Source organism: Amycolatopsis sp. cmx-4-61 (assembly GCF_046548775.1).
GTDB lineage: Bacteria > Actinomycetota > Actinomycetes > Mycobacteriales > Pseudonocardiaceae > Amycolatopsis.
Genome location: NZ_JAEBEI010000040.1, coordinates 1 through 19,558, shown reverse-complemented (window position 1 = coordinate 19,558; position 19,558 = coordinate 1). Strand labels below are relative to the sequence as shown.

The 19,558-nt window shown below is 67.8% G+C and carries 19 protein-coding genes and 2 pseudogenes; 9 read left to right on the top strand and 12 right to left on the bottom strand.

Features of this window, described 5'->3' with window-relative positions:
* Both ACLJOU_RS46465 and ACLJOU_RS46460 read right to left on the bottom strand, forming a co-directional pair.
* A pseudogene (locus ACLJOU_RS46465) lies at window positions 1–157 on the bottom strand (transposase); the annotation flags it as partial.
* A gap of 525 nt (window positions 158–682) precedes the next feature.
* A complete protein-coding gene (locus ACLJOU_RS46460) occupies window positions 683–3,439 on the bottom strand; it encodes a hypothetical protein (protein WP_410575704.1) in 2,757 nt (918 codons plus the stop codon).
* Window positions 3,440–4,229: 790 nt separating this feature from the next.
* Here ACLJOU_RS46460 and ACLJOU_RS46455 point away from each other — a divergent pair.
* The gene (locus ACLJOU_RS46455) at window positions 4,230–4,406 is read left to right on the top strand and encodes a hypothetical protein (RefSeq protein WP_410575703.1); all 177 of its coding nucleotides are present in this window, start codon (window positions 4,230–4,232) and stop codon (window positions 4,404–4,406) included.
* Window positions 4,407–4,684: 278 nt separating this feature from the next.
* On the opposite strand, the gene ACLJOU_RS46450 is transcribed toward ACLJOU_RS46455, so the two are convergent.
* The 3 genes from ACLJOU_RS46450 to ACLJOU_RS46440 are packed head-to-tail and all read right to left on the bottom strand — an operon-like array spanning window position 4,685 to window position 6,335.
* On the bottom strand, window positions 4,685–5,455 hold the full coding sequence (locus tag ACLJOU_RS46450) for a DNA alkylation repair protein (protein WP_410575702.1): 771 nt from the start codon (window positions 5,453–5,455) through the stop codon (window positions 4,685–4,687).
* Window positions 5,452–5,871: a hypothetical protein gene (locus ACLJOU_RS46445; protein WP_410575701.1), complete on the bottom strand. Its 420-nt coding sequence runs from the start codon at window positions 5,869–5,871 to the stop codon at window positions 5,452–5,454. The genes ACLJOU_RS46450 and ACLJOU_RS46445 overlap by 4 nt, the downstream gene beginning before the upstream one ends.
* On the bottom strand, window positions 5,868–6,335 hold the full coding sequence (locus ACLJOU_RS46440; protein ID WP_410575700.1) for a MarR family winged helix-turn-helix transcriptional regulator: 468 nt from the start codon (window positions 6,333–6,335) through the stop codon (window positions 5,868–5,870). Before ACLJOU_RS46440 ends, ACLJOU_RS46445 begins: the two co-directional genes overlap by 4 nt.
* 222 nt (window positions 6,336–6,557) lie before the next feature.
* Here ACLJOU_RS46440 and ACLJOU_RS46435 point away from each other — a divergent pair, with 222 nt between their 5' ends.
* From ACLJOU_RS46435 to ACLJOU_RS46420, 4 genes and pseudogenes are all read left to right on the top strand, one after another.
* Window positions 6,558–6,872 carry a transposase domain-containing protein gene (locus ACLJOU_RS46435; RefSeq protein WP_410575699.1) on the top strand — a complete coding sequence of 105 codons (315 nt, stop codon included), beginning with the start codon at window positions 6,558–6,560 and terminating at the stop codon, window positions 6,870–6,872.
* 333 nt (window positions 6,873–7,205) lie between these two features.
* Window positions 7,206–7,403: a hypothetical protein gene (locus ACLJOU_RS46430; protein ID WP_410575698.1), complete on the top strand. Its 198-nt coding sequence runs from the start codon at window positions 7,206–7,208 to the stop codon at window positions 7,401–7,403.
* A gap of 334 nt (window positions 7,404–7,737) precedes the next feature.
* Window positions 7,738–7,962 carry a transposase family protein gene (locus tag ACLJOU_RS46425; RefSeq protein ID WP_410575697.1) on the top strand — a complete coding sequence of 75 codons (225 nt, stop codon included), beginning with the start codon at window positions 7,738–7,740 and terminating at the stop codon, window positions 7,960–7,962.
* Between the two features lie 172 nt (window positions 7,963–8,134).
* Window positions 8,135–8,230, top strand: a pseudogene (locus tag ACLJOU_RS46420) (IS5/IS1182 family transposase); the annotation flags it as partial.
* A 44-nt stretch (window positions 8,231–8,274) separates the two neighbouring features.
* Here the strand turns inward: ACLJOU_RS46420 and ACLJOU_RS46415 are convergent.
* From ACLJOU_RS46415 to ACLJOU_RS46405, 3 genes are all read right to left on the bottom strand, one after another.
* Entirely contained in the window at window positions 8,275–9,090 is an 816-nt protein-coding gene (locus ACLJOU_RS46415) for an SAM-dependent methyltransferase (RefSeq protein WP_410575696.1), read from the bottom strand.
* 215 nt (window positions 9,091–9,305) lie between these two features.
* Window positions 9,306–10,259: a hypothetical protein gene (locus ACLJOU_RS46410; protein ID WP_410575695.1), complete on the bottom strand. Its 954-nt coding sequence runs from the start codon at window positions 10,257–10,259 to the stop codon at window positions 9,306–9,308.
* A 110-nt stretch (window positions 10,260–10,369) separates the two neighbouring features.
* A complete protein-coding gene (locus ACLJOU_RS46405; RefSeq protein ID WP_410575694.1) occupies window positions 10,370–10,906 on the bottom strand; it encodes a hypothetical protein in 537 nt (178 codons plus the stop codon).
* 319 nt (window positions 10,907–11,225) lie between these two features.
* Here ACLJOU_RS46405 and ACLJOU_RS46400 point away from each other — a divergent pair, with 319 nt between their 5' ends.
* The 4 genes from ACLJOU_RS46400 to ACLJOU_RS46385 all read left to right on the top strand — a co-directional run bounded on the left by ACLJOU_RS46400 (window position 11,226) and on the right by ACLJOU_RS46385 (window position 14,802).
* The gene (locus tag ACLJOU_RS46400) at window positions 11,226–11,375 is read left to right on the top strand and encodes a hypothetical protein (RefSeq protein WP_410575693.1); all 150 of its coding nucleotides are present in this window, start codon (window positions 11,226–11,228) and stop codon (window positions 11,373–11,375) included.
* A gap of 60 nt (window positions 11,376–11,435) precedes the next feature.
* On the top strand, window positions 11,436–12,116 hold the full coding sequence (locus ACLJOU_RS46395) for a response regulator transcription factor (protein WP_410575692.1): 681 nt from the start codon (window positions 11,436–11,438) through the stop codon (window positions 12,114–12,116).
* A 17-nt stretch (window positions 12,117–12,133) separates the two neighbouring features.
* Window positions 12,134–13,390 (top strand): ATP-binding protein, encoded by a 1,257-nt coding sequence (locus tag ACLJOU_RS46390; RefSeq protein WP_410575691.1) that lies wholly within the window; start codon window positions 12,134–12,136, stop codon window positions 13,388–13,390.
* 764 nt (window positions 13,391–14,154) lie between these two features.
* Entirely contained in the window at window positions 14,155–14,802 is a 648-nt protein-coding gene (locus ACLJOU_RS46385) for a CAP domain-containing protein (protein ID WP_410575690.1), read from the top strand.
* 45 nt (window positions 14,803–14,847) lie between these two features.
* Here the strand turns inward: ACLJOU_RS46385 and ACLJOU_RS46380 are convergent, their stop codons facing one another.
* The 4 genes from ACLJOU_RS46380 to ACLJOU_RS46365 all read right to left on the bottom strand — a co-directional run bounded on the left by ACLJOU_RS46380 (window position 14,848) and on the right by ACLJOU_RS46365 (window position 18,765).
* Complete coding sequence (locus ACLJOU_RS46380; protein ID WP_410575689.1) at window positions 14,848–15,546, bottom strand: M15 family metallopeptidase; 699 nt, start codon at window positions 15,544–15,546, stop codon at window positions 14,848–14,850.
* The gene (locus ACLJOU_RS46375; protein ID WP_410575688.1) at window positions 15,543–16,172 is read right to left on the bottom strand and encodes a GNAT family N-acetyltransferase; all 630 of its coding nucleotides are present in this window, start codon (window positions 16,170–16,172) and stop codon (window positions 15,543–15,545) included. Before ACLJOU_RS46375 ends, ACLJOU_RS46380 begins: the two co-directional genes overlap by 4 nt.
* An 825-nt stretch (window positions 16,173–16,997) precedes the next feature.
* Window positions 16,998–18,302 (bottom strand): hypothetical protein, encoded by a 1,305-nt coding sequence (locus ACLJOU_RS46370; RefSeq protein WP_410575687.1) that lies wholly within the window; start codon window positions 18,300–18,302, stop codon window positions 16,998–17,000.
* Window positions 18,268–18,765, bottom strand: coding sequence for a hypothetical protein (locus tag ACLJOU_RS46365; RefSeq protein WP_410575686.1), 498 nt, complete (start codon window positions 18,763–18,765; stop codon window positions 18,268–18,270). The genes ACLJOU_RS46370 and ACLJOU_RS46365 overlap by 35 nt, the downstream gene beginning before the upstream one ends.
* Window positions 18,766–19,558: the final 793 nt, after the last annotated feature.

Below are 19,558 nucleotides of genomic sequence, written 5' to 3'. Positions count from 1 at the left end.
CCGCTGGTCAGCACGTACACGATCGCGGTGAACACCGCACGAGCGTCCAGCGGAGCAGTGCCACCACCCTGCGGACGCGACTCGAACACCGGGATCAACGGCTCCGCCAACTCCCACAACTCATCCGCACCAACCGCAACGACAACCGGTCAACCACAACCAAGATCATCGCTCACCAGCGGTCGATCACCACGTAAGACACGCTCTAAGAAGACCTTCTTGACTCGCCGGCGGGTGCGCTGTTGCACGAGCCGGCGTCCGATCACACCAATTCGCCTCGGCAGCTTCATGGTTGCCCACGCCAGGTGCTTCTCTGTCGGTCGAGCTGGGTCAGCCGCGCTGCCACTTTCCGTGCGTCGACGTGGCGGCGGCGGCACCCGCGCCCATGGCCAGGCACCCCCCGGGCTGTGCACTCGGGCCTGTAACGGTTTGCGTCGTGAGGCGCTGTGGTCTGAGTTGAGATGGGAGACCTTTCTCAGATCACAGCGCCGCCCAGCGCAAACCGTTTCAGGGACAGTCCCCACCAGGCCGTCCGGCCGCACATCGGTGCGACGCGGCGGCGAGTGGCACCGTCCGGGCCCGGTCGAGGGCGTTCACGATGCGTCTTCTCAGGCGAGGTTGCGTCGCCCGCGCCGTCGCGGGTCAGTAATCCGCGACGAGCGCAGGACCACCCGTGGTCCCCTCATCGAATGGTGCGCAGGTGGTCCGCCAGCTCCGGGAGCCCGGCGGACTCGATCGTGCGGACCAGCCTCTGCCGGCTGTACCCGCCGAGCTTGCGCACAGTCTCGGTGACGACGTCGCGAGGTAGTGCCTGCAAGGACTCGGCACGCAGCATGCACATCACGGTCGCCGCCTTCTCGGCGGACGTTTGCGGGATGATGAAGGCGAGCAGCCCCGGATTGGCGTTGCCCAGCTGGGTGAGAAAGTTCTCGTTGTGGACGACCCGGCCGTATCCCAGCTCCACCAGGATCCCCCTCGCCGAGGTCTCGGGAAGCCGAACCAGGAATCCTGCCGCTTCGGCCGATTGCAGTCCGGTGATTATCCTCGCGGCGGCGTACGCGAACCCATTGGTCTCTGCGATGGCAAGCGCCTCGACGATCAGTCCGTCGTCAATCTTCTTCAGCCGATCGATGATCGGGCCGAGCGTCTTGGCGGTGAGGTGGGGCAGAACGCCGGCGAGGATCTGGGGTGTGAGGATGTGCAACAGCATCGCCCACCTGCTGGCGTCCCCGGCGGCCATTAGCCACGAAATGAGGAACTTCGCATGGGCAGGACTCCTCGAGATCGCCGAACCGAGGATCTGCTCGGCGACTTCGCCGTTGTGCGCCAGGAGGTCATCGAGAAGCCTGCCCCCGGTGGCCGCCACCCGCCGTTCCAGCGCGGGCTGCACGAGGACGTCGGCCGCGAGTTCCCGGGGCAGCCCGGTCATGATCGTGAGCACAAGAGTCGCTTGGTCACCGGAATCGAGGACTGCGAGCAGCTTGGCGAGGCTGTCGATATCGAGGGCGAGGGCATCAAGGACGGCGGGGGCGAGAATCGTGTCGCATGCGGCGTACAGCCGCTGAAAGAGACGGCCCTCGGGATCGTCGTACACCAAAGCGCTGACGATGCGCGCGGCGATCGTCTCGTCGGTGCGGGCGATGGTGGCGAGGGCGCCGGTCATGACGTCGCCTCGCTCGATCATTCCGACGCACAGACGTCGGCCGTGCTCGGGCCTGCCGTGGAAAGTGTCCCGGAGAAGGCGGCACGCGCCGGGAAGATCGGTTTCGTGGATCGCGGCCAGCAACTCCGCCGCCGCGTCGACCGCCGCGCCGTCACCGGCGGCTCGGCCGGTGGCATTGCTGAGTATGCCGAGGAACAAGGTGCACGCGAGGTCCGGCGCCATGGCCGACAATGTGGTGACCAACAGTGCCCGCGCGGGTGTGTCGCCGCTGGCGGCCATGGCGTCGGCGACGGCCTGCATCTCCGCGGCGAACCGCTGGTACGCGGCGACCAGCAGCTGCCGGGCCGAGTCCGGGCCGGTCGCGCCGGACAGTGCCACGAGGATGCTCGCTCCGCCCATCGGGTCGTGGGCGGCGATCGACGCGACCAGCAGCGCGCCGCCGGTATCAATCCCCAGATCGGACGCGAGCTTGGCGATTTGTGGCCATTGAGCGCCCTCGGCCAGCACCAGCCCTGCCGTGGCCAGCGATGTGGGCGTGAGGCCGGCGACGAGTTGGGCGAAGGCCTCCGGGTTGTGCGCTCGGAGCCGCGGCAACAGTCGCGCGAAGTAGCCCGACTGCCATTTGGCCGACGACAGTACTGTTGCGGCTTGCGGCGGCGTGACCCGGGACAGAATCGCGGCCGCCGATTCTCGCCGTCCCGCGGCGAGCAGAGCGACGATGGCGGGCGCCATGGCCGCGGGCGCGTGCTCCACCGCGGCGATCACCGCAGCACCCAGGTGAGGCGCCGCCTCCAAGGGTTCCGAGATCAGCGCGGCCACCCGCTCTGGACTGCCGGCAAGTGCCAGCACCACCCTGACGGCTGCCGGGACCGCCTCGGGGTTGAAGTGGAGGATTCCGGCGATCAAAGCATCAGGTGCCACTCCGGCGCCCATCGCTTCGACCAACATCCGTCCCGACCAGTCCGGTTGGGTCTGTCCGGCGATCGCCGTCATGCCCAGCGCCGGCGCTTGAGCCCTGTTCCACATCGCGAGCCAGAGTGCGGTGCACGCCTGGACCGGCAGGCCTGAGGCGAACAGCAGCAGGATTTCCGCACCCTTCCGCCAGTCCCCCGTCGCGACCAGGGCGTGGCCGATCGCCTCGAGCACCCCGGTGTCGGCTGCCGCCCAAGCGGTCAATGCCGGGCCCAGGTCCGCGACGGGCGCGGCGCCGATGGCGGCGACCAGCACTTCCGGCAGCTTGGGGTGCTGCCGTAGACCCGCTTTGTCGAGGACCTGCAGCATGCCCTGGGGGTGGATCGCCATTGCGGCCACCACTTGCCCCACAGCGGCCGGGTACGTCTCGGCCAGCTGGGCCACGATCCTGCCGATCCGTGCGGCGCTGGCCGCATCGGCCTGTGCCCACCGAGCCAAACTCGGCCACACTGCGGGAAACGTCGCGACCAGTCGCACGCCGACCTCGTCCGGATCACCCACTGCCGCCACCCTGGCCAAATCCGGCAGCGGGCCCCACAGCCGCCCGATCATCCCCACGATCACGTCCACACTCAGGACGCCCTGCCGTTTGAGGCTCCACAACTCGGGCCACAGGGCCGCCGCCGGCCACCCAGTCCCCCGCATCAGGCCGGCCAGCACATCGGCATCGCCGGCACTTTGCGGGTACGCGCGCAGGAACTCGGTCAGATTGGCGTACTGCACTTCCTCGGACGGGCCATCATCGGCCGACAGGCGGACGCCCTCTTCACCTTCGGCATAGACCTCCTGAGTTCCGTCTGCCAAGAAATCATGCGGCCTTTTCAAACCTTCACGCCCTCACTCGATTGTCGTGGGAAGCCTCGCGGCCGGTGAGGCACGTCGACGGTCTCCCGACCTCGCCTCTCCCGCCGGGCTTCGATTCGGCACGCACGCCACCTGTGCGGCTCGTCACTCTCCCGAAGTGATATGCCACGCCACGTAGCCGGCGCCGACACGGATTGTCGGCGTTCGCGGTCCGGATTCGAAGAGCCCTTCGGGTAGCAATAAGGGCACCACGCCGTGTCGGCGAAGTGCTCGAGGGAATACGCCACGGGCCAGTGATCCGCCTGCCTCACCAAGAGGTCAGTTCGGAATGAGTCGGCGTGTCGCCTTCGCCGCTGATACCAGGCGTTCCAGAATCGCCGTATGCGTGAGGACGGTGCCCCGTATACGGCGCGCCCCGGCATCGGAGGAAACCGGCCGCCGACGGCATCGTTCAGTGCCACGGGTGCGACTCGCTCGCGGCGGCTGACCGAGTGGCACGAAGCCGGCGTGTGACAGCAGCTGCAACAGCTACTGCCGGCCGGACTGCGTGCTACCCGGCTGCTGGATCTCTCGGCCGCGCTGGTGGGCTTCACCTACTTGCGCGCTCTCGAAGGGGCCCATGGCAGGCCGAGTCCGGCCGACCGTCGCAAACCCGGCGCCAAACACCACCTGATCACCGACGCGAACGACACCCGCTTGCGGTCACCCTCGGCTCTGGCCCAAGTTATGCGGTTTGGTCACTTTGCTTATCAGATCGGGTCCTGGCCTGAGTTGCTGGAGCGTCGCGATCATGACGGGGCTCGTGATGTGCTTCGCGTGGAAACGCCCGGTCGACGACGAGCCCAGGACCGCATCGGAACGGTGGCTCGAGGTGGCGAGGACTGTGCCGGGGTTCGTCCGGTTCACGTTCGACGCTTCGGACACCGAGGCAATCGCGACGCTGGTCGTCGAGGATTGTCCGGGGTGAAACGATCGTCCGGCCGGCAAGGGGCTGCTGGTGGACGAGGTCGGGGACATCCCGGTGGTCGCCGCGGAGGCGGTGCACGAGCGGATCGTGCGCATCGGGGCGCTGGAGCTGTACGGGCGGTGCGGCACCTGGTGGTGCGGCCCCGGTGGGAGACGATGTACGTGGAGGCGCAGAGGCTGCGCGGTGAGCTCGGCCCGGTGCAGGCGTATGGCTTGTGGGGGTGTCGCCAGGACGTGCGGCCGCCGGGCAGGACGGCGGGGCCACTGCCTCCTGCGTGTTCAGGGGCGCGCCGAGGGCCGTGCCTGTCGGGCTGTTCGGTGGGCGGCTGTGAGCCGGTTCGCGTCCTGTGCCGGGAGATGCCGGACGGCTTCGCGCAGGGTGACGCCTGAGGTGCGGTCGAGTCTGTCTTCGATCCAGGCGGTCACGAATCGGTCGTTGCGCCGGGAGGTCTCGCGCAGTGTCCAGCCGATGGCTTTGCGGATGAAGAACCCGCGCTCGTCCAGCATGGCGTCGGCGTAGTGGTCCAGGCGGTTCAGGTCCGGGTTGCCGGCGCGGATGCCGCGCAGGAGGGTGAGGAGGGCGGAGCGGCGGAGCCACATGTCGTGGTCGGTGGCCCACCGGTCGAGGACCGGTCCGGTGTCGTCGGGGTGCCGAAGCGCGATCACGCCAGCTGCGTGGACGGCGATGGTGTCCACGAGGGCCCAGGTGTGGGCGGTGCGGAGCATTGCTTCGATGATCTGCAGGTCGGCGGGGGTGAGCAGGCGTGTGTGCTGGGTAAGGAGATGGGCGGCGGCTTGGCGGTGTTCGTAGACGTCGTCGGACCAGGGGATGCCGGCCAGGGTCAGGATGTCGGGGCGGGTGAGTGAGGGCAGTGCGCGGCGGGCGGCGGTGACGGTTCGGCGCAGGTCAGGGATGGCGATGCCGAGGTGGGTGAGGTCGCTGTGGAGGTAGTTGCGGTCCCAAGCGGCGCGTTTGGGGCTGCCGAGGCGGGCGAGCTGCTGGGTGAGCTGGTCGGCCGCCTCGGCGAGTCGGGCGTGGGGCAGGGTCACGCGCCGGTTTCCAGGATGCGCTTGAGGGTGGCGAGTTCAGTGTCGAGCAGGGCGATCTGCTCGTCGAAGAAGGCGTCGGTGAACGCCGGGGGCTGGAAGAAGGTCATCATGAATTCGGCGCCGGTGGCGTTGGGGACGACGCGGGCGGGGACCTGCCATGCGGCCTGGTCCTCAACGTAGTCGTGGTCGAGGAGGCCAAGCTCGGCGTTGCCGCGGATGCGCAGGCGGGCGGGGCCGTGCGGGGTGGTCATCAGCCACCAGTCGGGGTCATCGGTGGGCTCGATGGCCTTGACGTTGACGACGGCCCAGGCGGGCCAGTTGGCGGGGTTGACGAGGAACGCGAAAACCTCGGCGACGGAGCGCTGGATGCTGACGGTCTTCGTGACCGAGCGGACAGTGGCGGGGGTGGTGTTCACGATGCCGTCTTCCTGGGTGCGGGGGATTCGGGGTGGGTGTCGCCGACCAGGTGGCGGATCCATTCCTCCAGTTGGAGGCGCCGGCCGGAGTCGAGGTGGGCGAAGAAGTGGGCGTCGTTGCGGTCGGCGATCTCGACGAGGTGCGGCGTGAGGTCGCGTCCGGCGTCGGTGAGGGCCAGCCGCAACGTGCGTCGGGAGGCGGGGTCGGGCTCGCGGGACATCAGGCCTTTGGCGATGAGCCGGTCGACCAGACGGGAGACCGCGCCGACGTCGATGTCGATGTAGCGGGCCACCTCGCGTGTGGTGGTGGCGTCGCCGCGGTAGACGGTGATGAGGACTGCCCACTGGGCGACGGTCACACCGTGCTCGGCCAGCTGTTTCTCGAAGCGAGCGTGGACCTCGTCGGAGAGCCGGCGTAGCCAGTATCCGAGGTGGTCACGCAGGCCGCTGCTGGGTGCTGTCACTCTTCCAGTCTGAATGCCAAGACAACTGTTGTCAAGACAACGATCTGTCCGAGCGTCGCGGGTGTCGTTGCCGTGTCGGGAAGAGCGCGTCTTAGGTGGCCTGGTGGCGGTAGGACTCGGTGCCGGTCTGGATGAGGGTGCAGCGGAAGGTGTGAAGTTCCCCCAAGGCCGGTAGTCAAGGATTTCGGCCGGGGTGCAAGGCGAGGGTCGAGGTACACCGCAGTGCGCGGAACGCAAGCAACGCGGCCCCGGTGGAGCAGGTGTCGGCCAAGACGCCCTGCCCGTGGAGCCGCGTTGTCTGTCCATTCTGCCTCGCCGCCTGCCCTGGCCACCCTCACGCGGGAAATCACCCCGGCCGCAGGACGTTTCGCTGCCGGGCCTGACCCCTTGCCGCCCTTCGAGCTGGTAGATGCCGTCCTGGAGGAGACCCGCGCGGTCCAGCGGAGGCTGCGGGACCTGCTCTCGCGGGCCCGGGTGGACTTCCTTCTCGCGATGTGCCTGTTCCCGGAGGTCGGATACTGGTGTGGGCCAAGATGACCGCCGCCCTCGACGACCTGCACCCGGCACCGACCGCCAAGGGTCTGCGCGCTCTTCGACGCCGGACCGGCGCCGCCGCCCGCCGATCGGCAAGGCCCTCAGTGACTCCCTCGTTTCTGTCGGCCATCGGCGGCGTCCCGGTGCGCGTCATCGAGGCCCGGATCAGCACCGCCTGCTCGGACGGCACCGACTCTGCCGGCTCCTATCGGCTGGTGACCACCCTGCTGGACGCCCGCCGCTACCCCGCGACCGTCTCGTGCGCCTCTACCACGAGCGCTGGGAACACGAGAGCGCCTACTACGCACTGCGCCACACGTCCTCGACGGACGCGTCTTGCGCTTGGGCGCCCCGGTCGGCGCCGAGCAGGAGATGTGGGCCCTCCTGGTCCTCTACCGGCTTCTGTGCCGGGCCATTGGTCGAGGCGGCGGAGTCCCGGCCGGGCACCGATCCACTACCCGGCCTCAAGGGAGCTTCACCCACGCGTTCATCCTGGCCTGGCAGCGGATCACCGAACTGCCGGCCGCCACCTGACGGCCGCCCCCGACTCCGACGACCAAGAGGGAACCGCAGGTCCGATCCGGGGGAACCCGGCGTCTTGGCAGCGACATGCGACGGCCCGCCCCGAACGACGAGGGGACGTTATGGGCAGCCCGTCGAGCAGGTCTGCGACCGCTCGCCACTGACGAATCGAGGCTGACCGCTCGCTGACCCGCAGCGCGCCGACGATCTCCCGGTTCTTCTCCCCCGCCCTCGAAGCGTTCCACGACCTGCAGCCGAATCCGCTCCCGCGCGGCCCTCCCGGCATCGGTCAACCCGCCGCCCTGCACGTACCTCATGCCCCAGGGCTACCGGAGGCACATTGGCCGTGTCAGGCGAACAGCCCCGACCTCACCCAATCAAGTTCAGAAGCGGAGCGCAGTGCCCGGCCTGCGGAACGTGGTCGGCTCGGGTGCACGGGAACTACACGCGGTCGGTGCACGATCTGCCCACGGCCGGGCGTCGCACCGTACTCACGGTGCGGGTACGGCGTTGGTCAGCGGGGCGCAGCACTGTCCGTGTAGGACTTTCGCAGAGCAGGTTCCAGGCCTGACGCGCCGGCACAGCCGCTATTCGGAACGTTGCGGTCGGCCGTGGCCACCATCGGGCTTGCCTTGGCCGGCCGAGCGGGCGCTCGGTTGTGTGCGGCACTCGGGATCGCGTCGTGCCGCAGCACGGTGCTGCGGCGAGTCGGGGAACTGCCCGATCCCGCGCGGCCGGATCCCCTCACCGGCGGGCACCGCAACGACGTGCCCCAGCTGCGTCCTCTGATCGAGGCCATCCCACCGATTCGCCCGCCGACTACGCATCCGCACCGAAAAACTGATGATCAATCAGGCGCAGGTCGGCAGGCCGGAGGGTAAACTCACCTGTTGGGCTTGCGCGCGACACCGCCGATGATCATGCCGTAGATCGTCGGCTCCTTGCCGGTCAGCGGCCCACCCGGCCACCACTGGTGCAGCGGCACCAAGCCCGGCTCGACGAACTCCAGACCGTCGAAGGGCGTGGCAATCTCGCTACGCGTCTTGAAGCGTGTTGTCGCGTTGACGGCTCGATATGCCTCTTCGATGCCGGCCGTCATTCTGTCCAGTTCGCTCCCGTCACGCGGACTGTGCACGTGTGTCAGTGCGACGTACGACCCTGCGGGCAGGAGTTCGACATAGCGACGGATCACCGACTGCTGATCTTCCAGGTCGCTGATGTGGTGGATGGTCGCACCGTGGATGACGCCGATCGGCCGGTCCAAGTCGAGAGTCCCCCGGACGCTGTCATGCGCGAACAATTCCTCCGGCCGGCGCAGGTCCGCGTCAACGAAGACGGCCCGCTCGTTCGCCTCCAGCAACGCGCGACCGTGGGCGATGACGGCCGGATCGTTGTCGACGTAGACGACCAGCGCGTCAGGGTTGTACCGCTGTGCCACCTCATGGGTGTTGTCCATGGTCGGCAGGCCCGACCCACAGTCCAGGAACTGGTCGATTCCCGCCGACTCGACCAGCCAGCGGGTGACTTTCCGTGACCAGTCGCGGTGCAGTCGGGCCACGGTCGGCATGTGGGGGTCGACGGCGATGATCTTGTCGAACACGGCCCGGTCGACTTCGAAGTTCGTCGTGCCTCCGAGCGCATAATCGTAGACCCGAGCGATGCTCGGCCTTGTTTCGTCGATCGCGCTTGTCTGAGACATGGATCTACTCTACGCGTTCCGCAATGTTTTTGGGCTTCACGCTGCCGATCGTTCCCTAAAGGGATATCAGGCAACTCAGCGCTTCATCGGGAACTCGCACACCTCGGAGTACTTCGACAGAGGTCGTCGTGGTGCGGTTCGCCGGAGTGTCCCGGCCCGAAATGGTTGCCGGAGGCGGGGCAGGGTGGTGGCCCGGCCGGTCCTGGGTTGTCCTGTCACAGCACGACGGAGGTGATGTCCAATCGATGTGCGTCGACCGCCCTCTGCCCGTCGAACACGGGCCTGGCGGGGCCGGAGTGCCAGCCTTGGTCGTCCAGTGAAACGACGCCGCTCTTGTCCTTGTAGGTGATGGACCACAGCGCGTAGTAGAGGGGGTAGATCACTCCGGTGTTCACTTCTCTGAGAATCACCCAGGTACAGAACGAGTCAGTGCCGCCGATTTCGTGGAGCACCAAGTTGGGGATCCCGGTTTGCCGGCTGATCTCGGACTTCTTGAAGTCGTATCCGGGCCGGTCGAGGAGCGCGGGGGTGGCCTCCACCACCTGTCCGGGCGGCAATGTTTGCGGACCAAATGTCTGACCATCGGCGAACCACGGCGCGGTGGCGGATGGGCTGCGGTCGTTAGCGGGGCCGCTGAGCTGGATCGTGATCAATGCCGCCCTGGCGGGCTTCAGCACATCGGGGCGCAGCTCGCACGTCCGCTGGACGGCCAACGCCGTCTGCGTGCAGCCGACCTGATAGGTGCCGGCGTCGGGGGCGACCCTGAACAGCAGCTTGAAGGAGAACCCGATCGTCTGATCCGGGTGTACGTTTACCTCGTCCGGGTGCTCCTTCGCGGTGAAGCTTGCCGGGATGTAGTTCCACCGCGGCTGTCCGGGCATCATGCATTCGACCCCGGGCGCGCGCGTGTCGAGGTTCGGCTGAAACAGCGAGGCGGCGGAAGGCGGTGGGGGTTGCGCTGCAGCCGGCATGAGTTTCAACGCGGCGTGGTACACGTTGGAGAAGGCGTACACCGTCCGGTCGTTGATCATCCGCGTCGCGAGTCGCTGCAAATCCTCCACCGTGATCTCGTTGGCGCGGACCCTGGCTTGCACTCTCTTTTCCTTACGCAGCTCCTCGACCAGTTCGTCGGCGGCGTAAAAGCCCCCTCCCTGCTTCGTGACCGGCATGGCGCTCCTCTGTATCTCCGACGTCTCACGCCAAGTTAAGGCCTGCTACGTCGGTGGGGGCGGACCGACGGATCAAGGACCGAATGCTTGCCCGATGGGGAAGGGCGGCGTCAGCCGCATTCGATGACTCGCCACTGCGGGCCGCTCACCCACGACGCCTCCAGCCTCGACCGGTGGCCGGAGCTGGTGAAGTCGACAACCAGGGTCTTGGCCGCAGGTCGCTGGAAACCGGCCGCGAATCCCGGCCGCGGGGTGGCGGAGATGGGGTCGACGCCGCTCGTCGTGAACCTCACCGTGGCCACACCGCCCTGAAGGCTGACGCTGCGGGTGTAGACCCGTTCGCCGTTCTGGGTGCTCCAGGTGCCGTTGCCGGGCGGCTGGGCCTGGGCCGTCGAGGCGGGTTTCGTCGTGGCAGCCGGGGAGCTGGTCGTGACGTCGACCGTCGGCGGGGGCGTAGTGGTGATGGTGGTCGCCGGCGCAGAGATCGTGGTCGCGACCACGGTCGGCTGCTGGGTCGGAGCCGCCACCAGACGCGGTCGATCGGGCGCGCCCGCGTCGAGCACGAAGCGGATGCCCAGCCAGGACAGAGCGACCGCTACGGCGGTCGAGGCGGACCACGCCGCCAGATACCGCAGGGCCTTCGGCATGGCGGTCATGCTACCGGCGCGGCTCCCGCGGCCGGACGCTGACTCCGTAAGGGGCCAATTGCCGTCCCAGCGGCGATCAGCAAGTTATTCAACGCACGACGAACCAATCCGCATCTTCAACCCGGGCAGAGGAACTTTTCCGTTGATCGTTTGTCCGAGAGGGCGTGATGGTCAGCGTGCACGGTCAGCACCCGGGCGCGGCGCGAAGATCGCCGCCGAGGTCGAGGCGACGGCGGCACCGCGCGCTTCATCGCCACCGGACCGGCCACGCCGACGCGCGCGGCAGCCGGCCTCGCGCGAGGCCGGCCCGGTCGACATCGTGAGGACCGGAGCAGGCATCTACTCGTTCGCGGCGATGGTGCGCGTCGTCAACGTCTCGACCTCCGCCGCGGTCGCGGCGGTGCGCGGCAGCCGGGTCAACGCGATCCCGCCGAGTGCCACGGGCGCGGACCGCACCATCGTCCGATGAACCGGCCGGGCGCGGCGGCCGGTGTCCCCGTCGACACGCCCACAGCGTTACGGTTCGTCCATGGTTTCGGTTCTGCTGGTCGAGGACGACCCGGTAGTGCGCTCGGCGGTCGCGCGGGCCCTGGCCGGCTTGGGACACGCCGTCCAGCCGGTCGGCACGGCGATGCAGGCGCTACGGGAGATCAGTGGCGCCGCCTTCGATCTCGTCGTGCTGGACCTGGGCCTGCCGGACGTCGACGGCGCAGACGCGCTGCGGATGATGCGCGGCCTGTGCGACGTGCCGGTCATCGTGGCAACGGCCCGGGACGACGAGGCGGAGATCATCCGGCTGCTCAACGCGGGCGCGGACGACTACCTGGTCAAGCCGTTCTCCAGCGAGCACCTGGCGGCCCGGCTGTCGGCGGTGCTGCGCAGAACGCGCAAGGACGACACGTCGGAGCCGTTGCGGATCGGCGAGTTGACGATCGACCTCGACCGCCGTGAGGCGCGGCTGGGTTCGCGCGAGTTGAACCTGACCCGCAAGGAGTTCGATCTGCTCGCCTATCTCGCCGCGCGTGAGGGCAAGGTGGTCGCCCGCGCGGAGTTGCTCGCGAACCTGTGGAACATGCCGGGCCGCCACGACGACCAGACGTTGGACGTCCACCTGTCTTGGCTGCGGCGCAAGCTGGGAGAGCGGGCCGCCCAGCCACGGTATCTGCACACGGTGCGGGGCGTGGGGTTCAAACTCGTGGCGGCCGGGTGAGAAAGTCTCTCGCGCTGGTGTCGCTGGCCGTCACGTCGATGGTCGCGCTGGCGTTCCTGATCCCGCTCGCGTTGGTCGTGCGTCAGCTCGCCGACGATCGCGCGATGACCGACGCGGAGCGGCAGGCGACCGCGGTGACACCCGTGCTGGCGATCACGGCCGATCCGGCGGTGGTGGAGCAGGCGCTCGCGAGCACGAGTGGACGCGTCGCGGTGCACCTGGCGGACGGCTCGGTGGTGGGCGATCCCAGGGCCACGGCGGACCAGCTGAAGGCGGCGCAACAACAGCGACGGGCGTTTACGGCGTCCCTGCCGGATGGCCGTGTGCACCTGCAACCGGTTTTGCTGGATCGGGGACGCGTCGCCGTGGTCGAAGTATTCGTGCCGGACGGCGAACTGTCCCGCGGCGTGGCGCCGGCGTGGCTGGCGCTCAGTGGGGTGGCGATCTCGCTGGTGCTGGTCTCGGTCCTGGTGGCCGATCGGTTGGGGGCGCGCGTGGTACGGGCGGCCGGCGCGCTGGCAGACGGCGCGCGGCGAATGGAGGAAGGCGACCTCGCCGCGCGGGTGACGCCCTCCGGGCCGCCGGAGCTCGCCGAGGCGGGGGGCGCGTTCAACCGGATGGCGGATCGGATCGGTCAGCTCATGGCGAGCGAACGGGAGGTGCTGGCCGACCTGTCGCACCGCTTGCGCACGCCGCTGACCGCACTGCGACTGGACTCCGAGGCGCTCGGTGCCGACACCAGCGCCACTCGCGTCCGCCGCGCCGTGAACGTGTTGGAGCGCGAAGTGACCGAGCTGATCCGCGCGGCGCGGCGCGAACTGGACCACCCCGAGGGAGACCGGTGTGACGCCGCCCAGGTGGTGCACGATCGACTGGTGTTCTGGTCGGCGCTGGCCGATGACCAGCTGCGTCGGTGGACACTGCGCGGCACCGAGCGCACGGCGATCGTCCCGTTGACCCGCAGTGACCTGGCGGCGGCGATGGACGTGGTGCTCGGCAACGTGTTCCGCCACACTCCGGAGGGGGTGGAGTTCGTCGTCGCGCTTTATCACATGCCCGATCAGGTGGTGATCGTCATCGAGGACGGGGGACCGGGAATCCCGGACCTCGAAGCGGCGCTTCGGCGGGGCAGCAGCAGCGCGGGGTCGACCGGTCTGGGGCTGGACATCGCACGCCGCGCGGCGGAGTCGGCGGGTGGTTCGTTGGTCGTCGACCGGGGCCCACTGGGCGGTACCCGGGTGCAGCTGCGGGTGCCTACGTTGCTGGAGGCGTGAAGCCGCGGTCGTGCCGCCTCCGGACCTGCCCGCATACGGCCCCGATCGCCACGAGCGGATCGCGGCCTGGCCCGCTGGGTGAACCGATGCCAACGCGCCCACCGTGAAGCTGCGCGACGCCGACCGCGGCCATGGCCACCCGTCCTCACGGAGACATCGGATTCGTCCGCGTTCGGTTGGACCGGCGGGCACGTCCACGTTCGTCCTCCGACTGTTCACCGCCCGGTCAGCGTCGCCTGCCTCACGGATCACTGACGGCGCGAGAGCACATCGCCAAACCGTGTCGCAGGTTCGGATCCGGCCAGGGGAATCACCTGGGGCGCGCGCTCGGGACCGATTGTCATTTAGCGCGAAAGGCCATGCCGACGACGCCTGACTGGACTATATCGCGGACTCGGGAATTCAATAATCAACTATAAGTGATCTCGTATGTGCCGTCGGACTTGATAGTCAAGTCTACCTCGGTTGAAGCGATATCCCATGGCGCAAGGGCGGGCCTGGCGCGCGAGAGTCTCCTCTGTTGATCCTTTGCTCCACCTGATCCACCCATTAAATCTGCCTTAAAAAAATCCGGTGTTGACAATTCGACGGCCTTGGCTAAAGTTCATCGCGGATCGGCGCCGACGGCGGGTTCTCCCCTGTTCGGTCGCGTTCCACATTCGGTGCGGCGACCGCGACCTGAACGGCTTACGACCGTGCGCGGTCGCCGCACCCCAATGCCGTCGAATGCAGATGAGGTTTCGGTGCTCCGCAGAATCAGCGCAGTGGTCGCCGTCGTTGTCGTCGCCGGGCTGGTCGGTTTGTACTTCATCATGCGCGAAGACACGGAAGAGACCGGCTACGCGCTCCCCACGGCGACCGGGACCTCCACCATGACGACCGCGCCGACCAGCTCCTTTTCCGACCCGACGACGACCGAACCGACGACACCCCCGCCGACCACTGGCACGACGACGACGGCGGCTCCGGTCAAACCCGCACCGGTGCCCAAACAACCACAGCCACCCCCCTCCGACGCCTCCGACGCCACCGACGCCACCGCCGAAAACAAAGTCTTCGAACTCACGAACGGCGAGCGTGCGGCCCACGGATGCCCGCCACTGGCCGCCGACCGGCGGCTCGGCAATTCCGCACGCGAGCACAGCTCCGACATGGCTGATCACAACTACTTCAGCCACACATCGCTCGACGGCCGGGACTTCGTCGCCCGCGAGAAGGCCGCCGGCTACCCCACGCCCGGCGCCGAGAACATCGCGGCCGGTCAGCGTACTGCGGATGACGTGGTGAAAGGGTGGATGGCCTCCCCCGGGCACCGCGCGAACATCCTCAATTGCGGCCTCAAGGCCTTGGGCGTCGGGATGGCGCGCGGCGGCAGCTACGGCATCTACTGGACCCAGAACTTCGGTCGGTGATCACCACCGCGAGCCACCCGGATCAACCGCTGCCACGAGCATGCGTCAGAACCCGGCAGGCCCGTCGCCGTGAGTCACCTCGCCATACCGCCCGTAGCGCTTTCGACGGTAAGCCGCCCACAATTGATCACCCAGGCTGAAATGCCACCACTCCGCCGGGTAGTTGACGAAGCCGGCGGCTGTCATTGCGGCGACCAGTACGGCGCGCCGGTGGCGGACATCGCCGGCTACCGCCGCTCTCGTGGCCGTGACGGGCGTGAACTGCTGCACCTCGGTACCCATCCACAGTTCGCCGGTGTCGTCGGCGAGGGTCAGATCGACGGCCCCGCCTGTCTGGTGGCCGTTGGCGACGCCGGTGTTCGGATTCGCGACCACGAGTCCGGTCAACCGGTCGATCTCGGCTGGTGCAGCCGTCGGATGGCCGGCGACAGTCTCGCGGCGAGCTCGCTCCCAGAGCTCCTGCTGCCGGGCCCGGCTGCGGAAGGCCTCGACCACGACAAGCCGCCACCCGGCCGGGAGCGACCCGTTCGCCCGCTCGAGGGCCTCGGCGACCGACATTCGGACACGCAGGTCCACCCCCAGCCGCCCGTCCAGATCCACCGAGCAGCCGGCGAGGTCGACGAGCGGCTCGCCGCATTCCCGCACGGGCACGCGGCGGACGTAGTGGTTGGGCAGCACGTGGCGAACGCCGAGACGCCAGAGGCAGTAGTTGGCCGTGACCCGGATCGGACGTCGGGGGTTCATGGGCGGACGCTGCCGCGCAGGACTTCCATCACGATCTCGTCATGCCGGACGCCGTCTTCCCAGCGGCTTTCCCGGTAGCGGCCGCACTCGACGAAGCCGACTTTCTTGTACAGGGCGACCGCCCGAGTGTTGGCCGCCGACACGCTGAGGTGTACGCAATGCAGGTCGAGCTCATCGAACGCCCACTTCAGCATAAGCCGGGTCGCTCGGTAGCCGTGGCCTTGCCCACGGGCCGCAGGGTTGCCGATCGCGATCCGGAAGATCCCGACCCGGTGCCTGCTTCGCACGAACATGCCGGCGTAGCCGACCGGGGTCCACACGTTCTCCGGCCCCTCCGCCACGACCGCCCAGGTGTCCTTCAGATGGGACTCGACATAGCGCTTCCCGTCTTCCACGGTGAACGGCCTCGGATCGACGTCGCCCATCGGGAAGTAGACATCACTGTCGTTCAGCCATGATGTGAGCAACGGGGCACACCCCGCGTCGAGCGGCGCCAGCCCGGTCGCCCTCGAACGCATCCTCGGGCGTCTTTCAGCCCCGGTTCTCCCGTTCGGGCTGAGGTCGAAGTCGAAGAGTGCTCCACGCGCCGACGCGGCTGGCTCGTCGTGGTCGATCATCGTCATCATCCACCTCGATGGTCGGTCGTCGCGACAGCAAGCCGGACTGGTCATCGACAATAGTGCGCAGTGTGGACTCGCCACCGCGCCCGCGCCAGACCCCTTCGGGCACGTTCCCCTGCACCGTCCCGGTAGTCCATGGAAGCGGAGCCGCCAATTGCCTGCTTCAACCGAACAAGTGACTCTGAGTCGTCCGCTGTGGACTCGCCGCGACCTGCCGTCGGTGGCGACTTCGGTGACGCGTGGACTCAGTGCCTCGCGCCCTGGCGGCGAATGCCGTTGACGGTCTTCGGAGCTTCCCGCGGCGAAGTCGACGGTGTCGCGGCGCGGGATCTCCGACGCGACCGGGTGGGTCGACATCGACGTCACCTCGTTGCCGGCGGCGCGGGCGCCGTCGCCGTCGGGACCGCCGGTGAGCTTGCAGTCAAACCCGCGGTTATGGCAGGCAGCGGTCGCTTGAGCCTCCCAGCAGCAAGCCGAGACCCGAACTGTCCAAATACGGCCGGGAGAGCGTCGGCCAGCCGGCCACCTGCGACTCTGCGTCGCCGACCAGGGACTCTGTGCGCGTCGCCCTTCGGTGCTCGCCTGCACTCTACGATGGGACGTCGCGCCGGAGGTCGCGCCTGTCTGCGGGAGCGGCGAGCGCGACCACGCCGACGACAGGCACCGACGCTATCGACGCACCTCAATCCGCCGCCCGACGGCCGGACGGCAACCAGGTCACCTCGGGTTGTGCCTGTCGGCGTTCAGCTGCGAGCGGGTGTCCCCAGCCCACCTCGGGCGCTCATCATCGGAGAGCCGGATCAGCGACCACGGCGCGCAGCCCGTTCGCGGTCAGGGATCTTGTTTATTTGCGGCAGCGACCCCGTGGGTCATGTCTTGAATTTCTTTCTCTAAATAGGTTCCGAAGGGAAGAACTTCATCCGAAAAAGCTTCGACGGGCACCAGATTCTTCTTCGTGATTCGCCTGAGAGCATTAACGAACGCGGCTTGGTCGTATGCTCCCTTGTACCTGATCTTGCCGGGATCCTTGGGGTGCTTCGCTTTGATGACCTGTAGTTCGCCCGCCGTGCCGTACATCCGGATCATATCGAGTTCCTTAAGCTCGGTCCCGCCGTTGTCCCCGGGGATCAAAACGATGTCCCTGAGCTGGTAGAACGCCATGCGGCGAGTGTCAGGCGCCGACTTCAATGCCCGCGCTGACCACACCCGCACCTTTTCCTTGTTCACGGGCACTTCTCGGGAGCTGGGGCCTTTGTCGCCGGCCGCCCGGGCCGTGCGTCGGACGGCTCTCTTGGCCCCCGAGTTGTCCGTCACGACCCAGGTGATATGCGCCGAGGCGCCCTCTTGCGCCCGTGTTCTTGCTGTCGACAGGTCCTCATTGTGCTTCTTGACCGCTTGTCGCGCCGCCGGGGGAGCAAGGTACTTGAGCTTGGTGTGGATCGGCATTTTCCCCTGTGTGGGCATCCACCCGGCCCAAGCCCGGAAGGCGCTCCACTCGGCCGTCCAGGCGTGCAGGAGCTGTTCCAGCACGGGCCGAAAAATCGTGTCGGCATGGCTGAGGAATGCCTGCGGTGTGCGGTCAAGAGGGGGGTCGTCCGGGCCGTTCAGCAGCGACCACTCCGCCAGTTCCATCGTCTCCGGGCCGGCCGCCTCTTCCACTAATTTATATGCCGCGTCGTCCTCGCGCTCCCGGAGGTCACTGAGCGAAGCCTTGACCTGGTCCCCGTCGAGGTTCTGCCCGGCGCCAAACCTGCTCAGCACGTCCTGAAGTGTCGCCGCCACGGTCTTGCGGCTGCTTTCGAGCACCCACCGGTAAATCTCGGGCGTCTGTGTTTTCATCTCGGCCAGTGCCGCTCGGGCCGCGTCGGGATCGCGATGCACGACGGAATGGCACACTTCGAGTGCCATGAGCTTCCAGGTCGTCGACTGGTCACGGTCGTGTTGCACGTATCCGTGAAACGCTTGCACCACAGCGCTGTCACCGGGCTTCTCCAATAGTTCTGTGAGCGAGTCGCACGGATCATTCACCCTGAGGAAGCCAACCAGGTTTTTGAACTCGACAGGTGTTTCCTGCTTGTATTGATAGCGGGTCACCTGCTCGTCACGCCCTGCCACCGCCTCGTGCACCAGTTCCACGCCGGCCAAGGCGCGCTCGCAAAGGTCGTCTACCCATCTTGGCATGGCACGCTCCCTTTCTCGTGCCGTAATCATGACTCGTGCACGCGCGACGAAGGTTCCTCATTGGGTCGCCGTTGGTGCACAACCGGTACCCTTGGGCCGCGGCGACGTGGTCGACGACCCTGTGATGATCGAACTCGCGGATGGTTTCCCGGATGTCAGCAATCGCCTTCTTCGCCACCAGCGCACCGGCCGTCAAGCCGACGCGCTCGGCTTCGGCGCGCTGCTCCCTAAGGCTGCCGATCGCGATCCGGAAGATCCCCACCCGGTGCCTGCTTCGCACGAACATGCCGGCGTAGCCGACCGGGGTCCACACGTTCTCCGGCCCCTCCGCCACGACCGCCCAGGTGTCCTTCAGATGGGACTCGACATAGCGCTTCCCGTCTTCCACAGTGAACGGCCTGGGATCGACGTCGCCCATCGGGAAGTAGAGTGGACTCGCCACCGCGCCCGCGCCAGACCCTTTCGGGCACGTTCCCGTGCACCGTCCCGGTAGTCCATGGAAGCGGAGCCGCCAATTGCCTGCTTCAACCGAACAAGTGACTCTGAGTCGTCCGCTGTGGACTCGCCGCGACCTGCCCGTCGCGGCGAGCGGCGCTTCCCGCGCGGGCGCCGCCGGTGGCGATTGCGTGTCGCCTGGACTCAGCGCCTCGCGTTCCGGCGACGGGTCTCGTTGACCGGACTTCGGGGCTCGGTGGCGGCGAGTTGACGGCGTCGCGTCGCGGGATCTCCAAGGCGACCGGGTGGGTCGACGTCGACGTCATCCGTCGAACCTGCGCGTCCAGAGCGACGGGAACGGGACCTTCGACGAAATCAACCTCGGGTTCGCGGCGCAGGCCGACCGCCGACCTGTGGTGTCGGCCGTGCGGCACGCCCACGAATCGACCAGCTCCGGAGCTGCGGTGCGATCCGCGGCGCGGAAGTGGCGCCGGCGGTCCAGCGGGACGGGTCGTGATCGGCGAGGCGATGCTCATCGCTTAGGGGCACACCTTCGGGCAGCAACAGGCTGGTTGACGAGGGAGTCTCTTGCATCGACTCGAAGCGGGCTTGACCATCGAGCGATGACGAGTATGAGTGTGGAAAGCCTGGCGAGTTCAATCGGTCGATGCAACACCGGGTTGTTGCAGTGAGCGTAGCTGCTCGGCGAAGACTTCGGCCGGGGTTCGCCAGTCGAGGATCTTGCGGGGCCGGTTGTTGATCGTGTGAGCGACGGC